General features: G+C 45.1%; 10 protein-coding genes. 6 read left to right on the top strand and 4 right to left on the bottom strand.

The genetic code is table 11. The features are described from left to right. Positions 1–124 precede the first annotated feature (124 nt). The 3 genes from QME20_RS13350 to QME20_RS13360 all read right to left on the bottom strand — a co-directional run bounded on the left by QME20_RS13350 (position 125) and on the right by QME20_RS13360 (position 2,239). Positions 125–469, bottom strand: coding sequence for a metalloregulator ArsR/SmtB family transcription factor (locus QME20_RS13350; RefSeq protein ID WP_039232026.1), 345 nt, complete (start codon positions 467–469; stop codon positions 125–127). Positions 470–611: 142 nt separating this feature from the next. After that, positions 612–1,301 (bottom strand): hypothetical protein, encoded by a 690-nt coding sequence (locus QME20_RS13355; protein WP_281716057.1) that lies wholly within the window; start codon positions 1,299–1,301, stop codon positions 612–614. 170 nt (positions 1,302–1,471) lie between these two features. After that, positions 1,472–2,239, bottom strand: a complete 768-nt coding sequence (locus QME20_RS13360) for a hypothetical protein (RefSeq protein ID WP_281716058.1) — start codon at positions 2,237–2,239, stop codon at positions 1,472–1,474. Between the two features lie 173 nt (positions 2,240–2,412). On the opposite strand from QME20_RS13360, the gene QME20_RS13365 reads away from it, so the two are divergent. Then, entirely contained in the window at positions 2,413–3,711 is a 1,299-nt protein-coding gene (locus QME20_RS13365) for a histidine kinase (protein ID WP_281716059.1), read from the top strand. Continuing rightward, positions 3,708–4,352 (top strand): response regulator transcription factor, encoded by a 645-nt coding sequence (locus QME20_RS13370; RefSeq protein ID WP_281716060.1) that lies wholly within the window; start codon positions 3,708–3,710, stop codon positions 4,350–4,352. Before QME20_RS13365 ends, QME20_RS13370 begins: the two co-directional genes overlap by 4 nt. Positions 4,353–4,406: 54 nt before the next feature. Here QME20_RS13370 and QME20_RS13375 read toward each other — a convergent pair whose 3' ends face one another. Continuing rightward, complete coding sequence (locus QME20_RS13375; RefSeq protein ID WP_039226285.1) at positions 4,407–5,564, bottom strand: S-(hydroxymethyl)glutathione dehydrogenase/class III alcohol dehydrogenase; 1,158 nt, start codon at positions 5,562–5,564, stop codon at positions 4,407–4,409. Positions 5,565–5,751: 187 nt separating this feature from the next. Between QME20_RS13375 and QME20_RS13380 the strand changes: the two genes are divergently transcribed. From QME20_RS13380 to thrB, 4 genes are all read left to right on the top strand, one after another. Continuing rightward, complete coding sequence (locus QME20_RS13380; protein ID WP_281716076.1) at positions 5,752–6,630, top strand: LysR substrate-binding domain-containing protein; 879 nt, start codon at positions 5,752–5,754, stop codon at positions 6,628–6,630. Positions 6,631–6,711: 81 nt separating this feature from the next. Then, on the top strand, positions 6,712–9,252 hold the full coding sequence (locus QME20_RS13385) for an excinuclease ABC subunit UvrA (RefSeq protein WP_281716061.1): 2,541 nt from the start codon (positions 6,712–6,714) through the stop codon (positions 9,250–9,252). A 378-nt stretch (positions 9,253–9,630) separates the two neighbouring features. Beyond that, positions 9,631–12,096: a bifunctional aspartate kinase/homoserine dehydrogenase I gene (gene thrA / locus QME20_RS13390; protein ID WP_281716062.1), complete on the top strand. Its 2,466-nt coding sequence runs from the start codon at positions 9,631–9,633 to the stop codon at positions 12,094–12,096. A 170-nt stretch (positions 12,097–12,266) separates the two neighbouring features. Then, a complete protein-coding gene (gene thrB / locus QME20_RS13395; protein ID WP_039218785.1) occupies positions 12,267–13,211 on the top strand; it encodes a homoserine kinase in 945 nt (314 codons plus the stop codon). The last annotated feature ends 29 nt before the right edge of the window (positions 13,212–13,240 follow it).

Genomic DNA, 13,240 nt, shown 5'->3' on the forward strand with positions numbered 1-13,240 from the left:
AACTTGATTGTTCAATTCCAAGTTTGGCACATTGCGATGCCGTTTGAGGGGGGAGACCATTCCATCGTTGACCTTTGCTATGCATTTTTGCAGCGGTCTTTGTGCCATTCAGAAAGTTTGGAATCTAGCAATTCTCGCAGGACAAATTCGCTAACGCCTCGCTAATATATTCATTGTTGTGAATAGCGGTGTTCTTAATGACCTCCAGCGCCCAAGCGGGTAGGTCAGGATGGAGCTGGTAATACACCCATTTGCCCTTACGAGTATCGAGAACTAAACCGCACTTTCGTAAGTCAGCGAGATGGCGTGAAATTTTGGGCTGGCTTAATTGAAGCGCATCAGTAAGGTCGCACACGCATAGCTCACCTTTTACACTGAGCATAAGTAGCGTCTTTAAGCGGGTGTCTTCCGACAAGCATTTGAAAAATGTTAATGGCTGTAGCTGCGCAGAATCAGAACAAGTCGACATAAATCACATCACATATGAAATTTCGTATGTGATGCATCATATATGAAATTTCGTATGTGTCAATGATAAATCTGAAATTTCATATATGTTTGGTAGGGACGAGAGGGTCTTAGACCGCCATTATTCTCGGTAAGCCAGAAATTTAGTGGTTTTCAGGAGCGGCAGCCTCGAACGACATCGCTACTTCTTTACCGTTTACCTCATTGTAGTGGGCGATTACTTCGTTCATGAAGGCGAACCATGTTGGATTCGGATGCCAAATAGCCATAAGGTCTTTTTGGGCGGCTTGTTCATTTTCACCAAGTACGTTAATTCTGTATAGATACGTAAAAGCAGCGCCTCGCCAATTCAGTTTACAGTGCGTGAGTACCTTGTTTTCTTTGATATCGACGGTTTGCATAAATGCAGCGTAATTTAAAAAGTTGGCTAATGTGGGGCCTTCCCAATCCACGGGCACATTAAAGTAATCAAGTCTTAATTCTGAGGTAGTTAAGATTTCACTGGTTCTATCCCCTGGGATCAAATCTACAACGTGCGTCACCCCTTTTTCTTTCAGTAAAGAGAGGTGAGAGGCATTGGGTAAGCCCGAAGAGAACATATATGGCGCGTTTTCTTGGTAGTTGGTGAGCGTTGTAAGTGTCGGTTTGGTATTCATTTGCGCTTGGTCACTGGTTTGCGGTGTTGAATTGTCTTCATGATATGCGTTCGCATGTGCACTTAAACCTAGCCCTAAACAAATACAGGCCGCACTGACAGCGAGACTACGCTTATACGTTTGAAATGACAGTGTATCTTTCAATATTTTAAGTGCTGCTGATTGGTGCTTTTTCATAATTTAGCGCTCGATGTTCACACTGGTTAGTGGTGGCGTTATTGCCATTTCTTACGTTACACATTTGATGGCTTGTTGTCCAAGTGGCAATGCCACCGTTAAGTAAACAGGCCCTAACCGTGGCATTGATAACAACTGCTGAATTGAATTTTTATATATCACTTTTAAGTTTAACTTTTCATTACCTTAGGTTTTAAAGAAGGCGTATTACGACCAGATGATTTGGGTTTGTATTTACAGCTAAGCCAGATTGAAAAAGGAACGCCTATAAGGGCAGGTAGAATCCAACTGACAAGTTGTAGTGACGGCGAGCCTTCGAATAATGCGCGTCCTCCAAAGGCAAAAAATGCGGTATATGCACCAATACCAGAGCCAATGATATGCCCAATGTGCTCAGTTACCCACGAACCTGCAACGATGTTTTTTTGATAAACATAGCGCACAATACCAATGGCATTTAACAGTGCAATAGGGGCAAAGATACAAGTTAGCGTGATGCCGTACGTAATACCCTGATACAACGCAATGGAAGCGACGACAAAAAGCAGTACGGGTAGCCATAAATATTCAATTGTGCGCAGCTGCTCAAGATTTTGCTTCACTTTAAGCACCGCTACAGAATGCCTCACGTTGTTCCACACCAGCAGGCTTAACATCAGCAAAAAGATATATTGACCTCTAAGGTATGCAGTGAAATAAGCAACAGACTCAAAGTGCTCGGGCATTGTCGGGTAGATGGCTAGCGGAATAAACAACACTATTGTAGAGCTGATAACGCCACTAATAGACGTAAATAGCATCGCTTTTATGTAGTAACCACCAAATTGCTTGTGGGCTTTTCCGCCCTTTCTCGTAAAACTAGGCACCCAAAATAGTAAAAGTGACAATGCACCCGTTAAAACGTGAAGCGCTACTATAAAGCCATGAATTGTTTGCATCTTGCTTTCCTTTGGCAATGAACAAAATTGTAGGCTTATAGTGATAACTTCGCGAGATTGACAACAGTGCCAGAAGTCACGAAATAAAAAGTGACTTCTGGCCTATGCATTGAACCGTGTTTTTTGTCAAAGTAGCGCTATAAGAACGAAAAGATATAGGTAGTCAGAAACGAATGAAAATCTCAATCCCTGCTCACTGGCGGGTGAGCATCGATATTGAGCGCGCATCTGCATGCATTACGTGGATGTTTGTAAGCGGCTCTGCACTTTACTTCTTGTATCATCAATACTCGTTCATGCATTGGCGAACCTTCTCCGCCATTACTATTTTTTGTATGCTAGCTGCGACTTTTGTGATTGTCAGTAGGCATGACCACAGTATGCCTTCGTTAAGGCTGCCAACGTTATGGGCGATGTTTCTATTAGCGGTACTTTGCCAGTTTTTGCTTCCCTATGCATACCTTGCCATCTTCATTGTTATTTGGTCCGCCATTCTTCCTTATTATGTTAATTGGAAAACGTGCGTCGTGCTTTCAATACCATTGGCTCTGCCCACAATCCTAATCCAAGGATGGGTGTGGCAAGAGCAGCAAGCTGTCTTGACTGGCGCGCTGTTTTGGACATTCAATTTATTTGCCATGATCATGTCAAACACGGCCATTAAAGAATCGAAAGCGCGTGAAGAAGCTGACGCGCTTAATAGACAATTATTAAGTACTCAGCAACTAATGAAGCAGGCGCTTACTCAAGATGAACGCCTGCGTATAGCGCGAAACATTCATGATGTTTTAGGGCATCATTTGACGGCGCTTACTATCAACCTTCAAGTCGCGTCTAGAAAGGCGGATTTATTAGAGAGCACTGAATCGCAAGCCATAAAGCAACACGTTGAGCAGTCCCACAGTATCGCTAAGCTTTTGCTCTCTGATGTTAGAGAAGCGATTTCTGACATTCGGGAAAATGCGGCTATTGATTTTTCATTAGCAGTAAACGCACTAATTAAAGATTTGCCTAGGCCGATGGTAAATCTGCACATTGACGACAATTTAATGTTAACCAACGTGCGAATTGCCGATTGCCTGTTGCGAAGTATGCAGGAGGCGCTAACTAACGTGATACGCCATACACAGGCGCATTATTTTTCCCTATCACTGACGCAACACAACGGCGCTTATAACCTACTAATGCAAGACAGTATGGTGCCGCATGCTGCTGATAAGACACTAAGTGGCGAACAGCCAAGTAGCATACCGCTTTTCGACAAAGCACCATGTAGCTATTCAGAAGGCGCTTTTGCAGAAGGGGTTCGAAAGGAAGCAGGGCCAAGGGAATCGGACACTTCAAGTCGTGTGGTGGCTGGCAATGGTCTAAAAGGAATGCAGGAACGGGTTCATGAGCTAAATGGAACTATCAGCTGGCAGCGAACCGAGCAGGGTTTTCGCATCGCAATTCACATACCGGAGGGCGAATGAAAACACGCCTTATATTAGTTGAAGATCAAATGCTGGTAAGGGAAGGCATCAAATCACTTTTAGGGCTTGATGATAGCGTTGAAGTTGTTGGCGAATACGAAAATGGTCAGCAGCTCATTGATAGTGAAAACGCTTTAAACTGTGATGTGATATTAATGGATATTCGCATGCCCAAATTATCGGGTATCGATACTTTGCTTGCACTGAGTGATAAAGGGATTAGTACGCCAGTGCTAATGCTTACTACGTTTGACGATCACGAGCTGGTAAACGGCGCTATGCGCGCTGGTGCAAAAGGGTACCTGCTTAAAGGTGTATCGCTAGAAACCCTGGTTGACACTATTACACAAATAAAAAATGGTAAAACGCTGATTCAGCCCGCGGTAACCGAAAAAGTGTTGCAAGGCTTGAAAGGACTGAACGTAGAATTTGAGTCGTTTGAAAATCCAGAGCCACTTACTGAGAAAGAAGTCGAAATTCTCCGTTTGATCGCTGCGGGTTACAGTAATAAAGAAATTGCAGATGCGATGTTCAAATCAACAGGCACCATTAAGAACCAAGTTTCTTCAGTCATGGCTAAGCTTGGTGTACGAGATAGAACGAGGGCAGTGCTCAAGGCGTTAGAGCAGGGGATATTGTAATCGATAAAAGGAGAAGCAGAGCTTCTCCTAACGTGTTCCGAGCTAAGGCTTAAATTATTTATCCATATGCACAACAGAGCGGATACTTTCACCTTTATGCATTAAATCAAAGGCATTGTTAATGTCACCAAGACCCATGGTGTGAGTGATAAACTCTTGAAGACCAAAGTCACCATTTAGGTATTGCTCTACAATACCTGGCAGCTCTGAACGACCTTTAACACCGCCAAATGCAGAGCCGCGCCATACACGACCTGTCACTAACTGGAATGGGCGCGTTGAAATTTCTTGTCCTGCACCAGCTACACCAATGATCACAGATTCGCCCCAACCCTTGTGACAGCACTCAAGTGCAGAACGCATCACGTTGACGTTGCCGATACATTCAAACGAGTAGTCAACACCGCCGTCAGTCATTTCAACAATCACTTCCTGAATAGGCTTATCGAAATTCTGAGGGTTTACCACGTCAGTTGCACCAAGCTGTTTTGCTAGGTCAAACTTACTTTCATTAATATCAATACCAATAATGCGGCCGGCGCCTGCCATGCGTGCACCAATAATGGCAGATAGACCGATACCACCTAACCCAAAGATAGCAACCGTGTCGCCTTCTTGTACTTTCGCCGTTTTAAGCACGGCGCCCATACCGGTTGTCACACCACAGCCAAGTAAGCATACTTCTTCTAACGGGGCCGTTTTGTTTACTTTTGCTAGCGATATTTCTGGTAAAACCGTGTATTCAGAAAACGTTGAGCAGCCCATGTAATGATAAATTGGCTCACCATCTTTAGAGAAGCGGCTTGTGCCGTCTGGCATTAAGCCTTTACCTTGTGTTTCGCGCACTGCTTGGCAAAGGTTAGTTTTGCCTGACTTACAGAACTTACATTCGCCACATTCTGCGGTGTAAAGAGGAATAACGTGATCACCAACTTCTACGCTGGTTACACCTTCGCCCACCATTTCAACAATACCACCACCTTCGTGGCCTAGAATTGAAGGGAATACGCCTTCAGGATCATCACCGGACAGCGTAAATGCATCAGTGTGGCATACGCCAGTTGCAACGATGCGTACAAGTACCTCGCCTTTCTTAGGAAGCTCTACGTCAACTTCTTCCATCTTTAACGGCTCTCCCGGGCCCCAAGCCACCGCAGCTTTTGACTTAATGTGCGTTTGACCTTCTTGCAACGAATCTTTGAATGACGCCATGTAATGACTCCTTAATCATAAATATTTGATGATGTTTTATAGGCCAAAGTATAGGAGACGGATTACTAATGATAAATACGTTTTTAGTAAATCACTATTTCATATTTGTAATAATAAATTTTGCCAAATAGAATGTAATAAGAAATAAGTACTGCGTTGAAGAACGTATCGATAGCGAGTGGCAATAGTGAAATATCTTGAGGGAATAGCAGAATTTTGTGCTGTGGCCGACGTTGGCAACTTTACTGGAGCAGCGAATAAGCTTGATACGTCAGTGGCCCAAATAAGTCGTAAAGTCGCATCGCTTGAAAAGCAGCTTGGCGTTAAATTATTGCAGCGCACTACGCGAAGTGTTTCACTTACTGAAGCAGGTACACAATATTTTCAGCAAGTTTTACCCGCGTTAAAAGCGCTTGAAGATGCCCAGCTATCTGTAAGCGCACTTCAAGCGTCTCCTCAAGGGTTAATTAAGCTCACCGCTCCGGTCGCTTTCGGCGAAGCATTCATCGCGCCTCTGCTCAATACCTTTATGCAAAAGTATTCCGGCATTAGCGTGCAATGCACCTTTTCAAACGAAAAGCTTGATATTGTAGAGCAGGGGCTCGACCTGGCCATCCGCATTGGCAAATTAGAAGACTCGACCTTAGTTGCTAAAAAGCTGGCTACCCGACATTTATTTGTATGCGGAAGTAGGGATTATTTTAGAGAGCAAGGTCAGCCTAAAAGCATCGAGGAGTTAAAAGAGCACTCGCTGCTGGTGGGGTCACAGCCATATTGGCGTTTACTTATCGATAATAAAATTCAATCAATTTCTGTACAGGGGAGAGTACGGTATAACAGCGGGAATGCCCTATGCAGCGCTGCGATTGCTGGTTTAGGTATTGCACAACTACCTGGGTTTTACGTGCGCAAAGCACTAGCCTCAGGTCAACTAATAGAACTGTTCCCTGAGTATAAAGACAAGCAAGAGGCTATTTGGGCGGTATTTCCTTCAAATCGAAATGTTGCACCTAAAATTAGATTGCTGGTGGATTTTTTAGCTCAACATCTCATATCAGACAGCTGACATGCTTGTTTAAAAATAGTGATCGAAATACAGCGCCTGTATCTAAGTATTCTTTAATAAAGGTGATATGCAGGTGATGAAGTGCACAATGATGAGGGGAAAATTCACGTACGCGGCGCCCGTGTACACAACTTAAAAAATATCAGTATCGATATACCTCGAAATGAAGTGGTAGTGTTTACCGGTGTATCTGGCTCAGGAAAATCTTCTTTGGCTTTCGGTACGCTTTACGCAGAAGCTCAGCACCGTTATTTAGATTCAATATCACCTTATGCCAGACGGTTAATCGAGCAGGTGGAAAAACCTGATGTAGACGCAATAGAAGGCTTACCGCCTGCTGTGGGTCTGCATCAGCGCCGGGGCGCCCCTTCAGTACGTTCTTCCGTTGGCAGTATCACCACGCTTTCTAATAGTCTGCGAATGCTTTATTCCCGGGCCGGGGATTATCCCAAAGGGCAGAGCATTGTCTACGCAGACGGGTTTTCTCCTAATACGCCCGAAGGTGCATGTGAACATTGTGACGGTATTGGAAAAGTTTTTGACACACAAGCGCATCGCCTTGTTCCCGACGACAGCCTCACTATACGTGAGGGCGCTGTGGCAGCTTGGCCTGGCGCGTGGCAGGGCAAAAATCTTGTAAGGGTACTGTTATCGTTAGGTATTGATGTTGATATTCCATGGCGTGATCTACCTCAAAAAACCCGTGACTGGATTTTATTCACTGATGAAATGCCTCAGTTACCCGTCTATCGAAACTATAATTTAGCGCAAACCCGAAAAGCACAACAAGAAGGTGAACCTGCCAGCTACAATGGCAAGTTTATCAGCGCGCGGCGTCATGTGCTCGATACTTTCAAAACGTCTCAAAAAGAGAAAATGAAGCAGCGAATTGCTCCTTTCATATCTGTTGAAGCATGTCCGGTTTGCAGTGGAAAAAAGCTCAAGCAAAATGCGCTAGCAGTGAAAGTTGACGGTTTAGATATTATTGAGTTTTCAAGGCTGCCATTACAGCAAGTTCACGAAAAGCTTCAGGCGTTAAGAAATTCAGTTGACGGCGATACGTCAGAGCGTGGTCAGGTAATACGCAATATTACGGGCGACATTATTGAAAGGGTGAAACCCATAATAGCGCTTGGGCTTCATTACCTTTCATTAGATAGAAGCACAACAAGTATCTCAGTAGGAGAACTACAGCGATTACGTTTGGCAACTCAGCTTAAATCGAACTTATTTGGCGTTGTCTTTGTTATGGATGAGCCTTCATCCGGTCTTCACCCTCGCGACGTAGAAGGGCTTATTCGAGCGCTTCACACTATTACAGAAACGGGAAACTCACTGCTTGTTGTTGAGCACAATCCTTACGTTATCAAAGGTGCTAACTGGGTTGTAGACGTAGGGCCGAGAGCTGGAGTGAACGGCGGTGAGCTTGTTTACAGTGGGCCGGTTAAGAAGCTGGCAAGCATAAAAAACTCCCCAACGGCAGACTATGTTTTTAACAATAAAGCCCTAAGTCAGCGTATCAAACGTAATTCGTCAGGGGTATTACGATTAAAAGACGTGTCTAGAAATAATGTCAGCCATGTTGATATTGATATTCCTCTTGGTGTGATGACCTGCGTCACAGGCGTTTCGGGCTCTGGAAAATCGAGTTTGATTAGCCAAGCATTGGTTGAGTTGGTCAAAGATGGTTTAAGTACAGCCGAGAAAGAAGGGAAGCGAGCGCAAGAAACAAGAGAAACGAAAGAACTGCTTACTGACGCCAATTCGCTTCTTGCTCAAGACGCTTTTTCGCATGAAAGTGAGCTGCAGCAAGGGCGAATTGAAAGCGGGCTCGAAGCGTTAAGCCGTATAGTTGTGGTAGATCAGTCTCCCATAGGCAGGACACCTCGTTCAACATTGGCAACCTATACCGGTATATTTGATCAAATCAGAAGTTTATTTGCTTCAACCGAAGCAGCAAAATCCCGTGGGTACGATGCGGGTCATTTTTCGTTTAACGTCGCAAAAGGGCGATGCCCACATTGTGAAGGTTTGGGTGTGGTATCGGTAGAACTACTGTTTATGCCGAGTGTTTATTCCCCCTGTACCGTTTGTAACGGTAAGCGTTTTAACGATAACGTACTGGAAGTCGGTTACAACGAACACTCTATTGCTGATGTACTATCGCTTACGGTTGAAGAAGCGCTATCTGTATTTAATAGTAATCAAGTCATTACGCGGGGGCTTCAAACACTAATGAATGTAGGGCTTGGCTATTTAACCCTGGGGCAAAGTGCTACTGAATTATCAGGCGGCGAGGCGCAGCGCATTAAATTAGCGTCAGAACTTAAACGTGCTCAAAATGCTAATACCCTTTATGTGCTCGATGAACCTACAACAGGTTTACACCTTTCAGACACCTCGCTACTTATGCAGCATTTAACCACACTAGTTGAAGCGGGGAATACGGTGGTGATGGTTGAGCACAATATGCAGGTAGCTGGGGCTTGCGATCACATTATAGATATGGGGCCAGGCGCAGGTGATGAGGGAGGAGAAATCGTTGCAGAAGGTAGCCCAGAGGAGGTTGCTGAGATCCAACAAAGTGCAACAGCCCCTTTTTTGAAGGCGAGTTTGGCCTAAAGAAAGGTTTTCACTGGATGAGTTCTGTTTGAATGATCTTAGAAATAAGCAGGTTTTAAAGCTATCAGAGTACTAGTAAGTCGACTAATAACAGCTTGAACTCGTATTTGTACCTTAAAAAGAAATATTAATTGAAGAGTGTTTCATATTTTGCAACACAGTGTAGTGAAAACTGCGGTTGACATATAGACGTCTATACGGCAAATTGCTCGTATGAAAAAGATTCTACTTACTCGCACCACCATTATGTTAATTACCACCTTAAAAAGGGCGGTCGCTGACTAGTGCAAGTAAGCAAAAGACAACGAAAGCCCGCCTAACACAGAGCGGGCTTTTTTTTACACACGTTTTAGCATGCGTAACCTTAAGGAGCAGCATATGAAAGTCTTAAAGTTTGGGGGTTCTTCTCTAGCCGATGCACCGCGATACATGCGCGTTATGGAGATTAGCACGGCGACCCACCAAACCGACGGTGCTGCGGTTGTACTCTCTGCCCCAAAGGGGGTAACGAACGCGCTTTCACTACTATGTGAACAAGCAGCCGCGGGTGAAGATTTCCAGCCGTTATTCAATAAGTTGAACGACACGGTTACCGGCATCGCCAACAACCTAAACGAAGAACTCGACGGGTTTGCACATGCAAGCGTGGTAGAATTCATTAATGGTCACCTTTCAGTATTAAAACAGCACCTTGAAGGTATCAAGCTGCTTGGTGTTGCACCTGATAATGTTGCTGCCGGTATTCTAAGTATTGGTGAGTACATCTCGGTGACGCTTTTTAGCGCTATTCTATCGGCTAAAGGTATCGCTAATCGCGTTATCGACCCGGTTAAGTATGTGCTTGCCGAGGGCGATTACCTAGACAGCATTGCCGATGTATCGCTTAGTAAAGCACGCTTTACTGATGTGCCTACTGACGGCAGTGAATTTCTTGTCATGCCGGGGTTTGTTGCTGCTAACGAAGCGGGCGAGAAAGTCACGCTTGGGCGTAACGGCTCAGACTATTCAGCGGCCATTTTAGCGGCGTGTATAGACGCAAACTGCTGTGAAATTTGGACAGACGTAGACGGTGTTTATAACGCTGACCCAAATCAAGTTGAAGGGGCAGTGCTGTTAGACAAGCTTACCTATCAAGAAGCGATGGAGCTGTCTTATTTCGGTGCCAAGGTACTTCATCCGAAAACTATCGGTCCTATTGCCCAACACCACATCCCTTGTTTGATCAGAAACACGCTAAACCCAGCTGCGCCAGGTACGCTAATCAGCAATGAAAAAAGCGAGGTGTGGACGTCAGTTAAAGGTATTTCACAGCTTGATAACGTCACCATGTTTAACGTCGCAGGTCCTGGCCTTAAAGGCATGGTAGGTATGGCAAGTCGTGTGTTTGAGGTGATGTCGAACGCCAATATTTCAATAAGCCTTATTACCCAGTCTTCTTCAGAATACTCAATCAGTTTCTGTATCCAAAGCAAAGACGCCAGCCGAGCGTTAACGCTTCTTGAAGATGCGTTCGCGCTAGAGCTTCAAAATCAATTGCTAGATCCTATTGAAGTGCGTCATGACCTAGCCATTGTTACTTTGGTTGGTGACGGTATGCGTCAAACCAAAGGGTTGGCTGCGCGTTTCTTTAACTCGCTTGCCCAAGCGCGGGTGAACAACGTTGCTATTGCTCAGGGCTCTTCAGAGCGCTCTATTTCAACGGTAATTGAGAGCAAGCGTGCTAAGAAAGCGGTAAAGGTTATTCACCAGAATTTTTTCTCTGACCGCCATACCATTGACGTATTCCTAGTAGGGTGTGGCAATGTGGGAACCGAACTGCTAGGCCAAATTGAAAAACAACAGCCTGCGTTGTTAAAACGCAATGTTCAGCTGCGTGTTTATGGCATTGCGAACAGTCGTAAACTGCTGTTAAACAGCCAAGGTATTGATTTAAGCGGTGACTGGAAATCGGCACTTGAATCGGCAAGCGAAGGATTAAGCGTAGAGCGCCTGCATCAGTTCGCTAACGACAATAGTCTGGTAAACCCAGTGATTGTTGACTGTACTAGTCACGAAGCGATTGCACAGCAATATGTAGATATGATGGAAAGCGGTTTTCACGTGGTAACGCCAAACAAAAAGGCGAATACCAGTGAGATGTCTTACTATCGCAAGCTTCGCAAGACCGCGCAATCGACAAATCGTCAGTACCTTTACGAAACCACTGTCGGCGCAGGGCTACCGGTTATTGATAACTTGCAAAAGCTATTCAGCGCTGGCGACACCTTACACCGCTTTGAAGGAATTCTATCGGGCAGTTTGTCTTATGTATTTGGCAAACTTGAAGAGGGCATGAGCCTGTCGCAAGCGACACAAACAGCCAAAGACAACGGTTTCACAGAGCCTGATCCGCGCGATGACTTAAGCGGCATGGACGTAGCGCGCAAGCTGCTTATCATGGCTCGTGAAGCTGATTTAGCGTTAGAACTATCTGATATTGAAATTGAGTCTGTATTGCCAAAAGGTTTTGCCGAAGAGTGTTCAATTGACGAGTTTATGCAGCAGCTGCCAGAGTTAGATGCGTCGTTTGGTGAAAAGGTTGAAGCGGCTAAAGCAGAAGGTAAAGTGCTTCGTTATATCGGCAGCATTGAAGACGGAAAATGCAAAGTAAGCATTCAGGCTGTACCGGCAAGTAACCCTCTTTCGCAGGTAAAAGACGGTGAAAACGCGCTGGCGATTAACAGTGACTACTATAGCCCAATCCCTTATGTAATTAGAGGATATGGAGCAGGTGGTACGGTAACAGCAGCTGGGGTGTTTGCTGACATTCTGCGTACTATGCCGTGGAAGCAAATGGCGCACTAAGGGCTAAATAACGCTTAGCTTGCTTAGCGTAGATAGGCGGCTAAAGTAAGATATTCGAAGGTGTGACTTAGGCCAGTAATGTTGTGGCATCGATTTAAAGCGCTAATTTATTGAGCTAATTTGAAGCGCTAATATAAAGAGCACGCCACAAGCGAAGTAAGAGTAATAATATGAAAGCATTCACGGCCTTCGCGCCGGCATCAATAGGAAATGTGAGCTTAGGCTTTGACGTACTGGGCGCAGCGCTTGCGCCCGTTGATGGCACTAAGCTAGGTGATGAAGTTGAAATAAAGGCGGCTGAGTCATTTTCATTAGAAACGGTGGGGCGCTTTGCTCACAAACTCCCGGGCGATGCAGACAGTAATATTGTAACCAAGTGCTATCACTATTTCTGTGAGCAAATGGAAAAGGCTGGAAAAACAACCTCTCCTGTTGCGCTTACGCTTCATAAAAACCTTCCAATAGGCAGCGGGTTGGGTTCAAGCGCAAGCTCTATTGTGGCAGCGTTTGCAGCGCTAAATGCTTACTTCGACACCCCGTTCGATGAAGATACTCTGCTTATAATGATGGGCGAATTAGAAGGCCAAATAAGCGGTAGTATTCACTATGATAATGTTGCTCCCTGTTACTTAGGTGGTATGACGTTAATGACAGGTAGCGATGCGCCTGTCACGCTGTCGTTGCCGTTAAACGACGAATGGTACTATGCCGTTTGTTATTCAGGCATTAGCGTATCAACGGCGGCTGCTCGCGATATCTTACCTAAGCAGGTGGATATGGCGACGGCGCTAACCTTTGGTCGACAGTTAGGCGTGTTTGTTCACGCTTTACATGCGGGTAACTTTGATTTGGCGGCGTCGGTAATGAACGATGTTATAGCCGAACCTTACAGAAAATCGCTACTGCCTGGCTTTGATGAGGCGCGTGCTTTTAGTGAGCAAGCGGGTGCGCTTGCTTTTGGTATTTCAGGCTCGGGACCTACGGTGTTTGCCGTGTGTCCAAGTAAAGCGCAGGCGGAAAAAGTCGCCGCCTATTTAACAGCGAACTACATTCAAAATGAAGATGGCTTTAGCCATGTGTGCCAAATACCAAGCCAAGGCACCATTGTTTCTTAAGGTACATAGCTTTTTAAGGTATATAGTTT

This window comes from Alteromonas sp. CyTr2, from assembly GCF_947311905.1.
Lineage (GTDB): Bacteria > Pseudomonadota > Gammaproteobacteria > Enterobacterales > Alteromonadaceae > Alteromonas > Alteromonas macleodii.